The organism is Mycobacterium sp. NGS34, assembly GCF_059812845.1.
The window spans coordinates 1-1,288 of the sequence record NZ_JCALDM010000056.1; the positions used below are offsets into that span (position 1 = coordinate 1).

At 71.5% G+C, this 1,288-nt stretch carries 1 protein-coding gene; it reads right to left on the reverse strand.

Annotation, left to right across the window (positions count from 1 at the left end):
- Positions 1 to 36: 36 nt before the first annotated feature.
- Positions 37 to 1,221 carry a PPE family protein gene (locus tag AC5Y7V_RS31360; RefSeq protein WP_499883789.1) on the reverse strand — a complete coding sequence of 395 codons (1,185 nt, stop codon included), beginning with the start codon at positions 1,219 to 1,221 and terminating at the stop codon, positions 37 to 39.
- Positions 1,222 to 1,288: the final 67 nt, after the last annotated feature.

Here is a 1,288-nt window from a genome sequence, read left to right on the forward strand (position 1 = left end):
TGCGAAACTTCCTGTTTTCCGTGCCTATTCCGTGGGTCAGACCACTACCTGCTTGGGCATGACGATCGGCTTGAACCCGTACCGCGGGCCCGCGCCGTAGGCACCGGCGCCCTTGGCGGCCCCCGCCATTCCGGGCATGCCGGGCATCGCCGTGACCGGCTCGGCCTCGGCGGCCGCGGTCCAGCCCGAGCCCTCGAGCGGAGCGGTGGAGGATGCCAGCGTCGCCGGGGCGGCCGACGACCAGCCGGCCGGGACCGACAGACCGCCGACCGAAGAGGCCTCGGCCATGCCCGCCGACATTCCGCCTCCGACGCTGTTCACCAGGGTTCCCTCGCCGATCGCCGCACCGCCGGCCAGCGGGACGACGTCGCTCGCGGTCGCCGCGGGTGCGGCGGCGGCGAGGGTGTGGGCCAGCGACACGGTGGTCGGGATGGCGTTCATCGTGAACCACGCCCCGGTGTTGACGGCACCGTTGACCGCGTTGAAGAAGGCCGGCGTGCCCGCGAAGCCGTCGAGGCTCGTCAGCAGCGGTCCAAGGCCAGCCGCCTGCGCCGCGTTCCAGAAGCCGGTGCCGATGGCCTCGCCGGGCGCGAAGACTTGGCTCAGGATCGAACCCAGTCCGCCCGCGGCCGGCGCCGAGGCGGCGTTCGCGAACGCCGCGGAAACCGCCGTGCTTTGGATGCCCGCGGCAGCCGGGGAGGCGGTCGGTGCGGCCGGCGTCAGCGGCTGCAGCGCCGCGGCGGCGGTCGACGCGGCGGCATAGGTGTACATCGTGATGGCGTCCTGGACCCACATCTCCGCGTACAGGGCCTCGGTGGCCATGATCGCCGGGGTGTTGATACCCAGGAAGTTGGTCGCAACCAGCGCCGCCAACGTCGCCCGGTTGGCGGCGATTACCGGCGGTGGCACCGTGCCCGTGAAGGCCGCCTCGTAGGCGGCCGCCGACGCCGAAGCGAGAGCGCCCGCCTGCTCGGCCGCGGCGGCGGTGGTGGTCAGCCAGCTGATGTAAGGCGCCGCGGCCGCCGCAGCCGCGGCAGATCCCGCACCGGTCCACTGTGAGCCGGTCAACGTTCCGATGATCGACTCCCACGACGTCGCGGTGGTGCTCAACTCGGCGGCCAGGCTGCTCCACGCCGCCGCCGCCGCCATCAGGGGGCCCGCACCGGCACCGGTGTACATGAGTCCGGAGTTGATCTCGGGGGGCAGTGCTGCAAAATCCAGAACCATTTTTGTGTCCGTTTCTGTTGTCCGAATTTGGTGGGTTGCGCGTTATTGCCCGCCGGCTTAG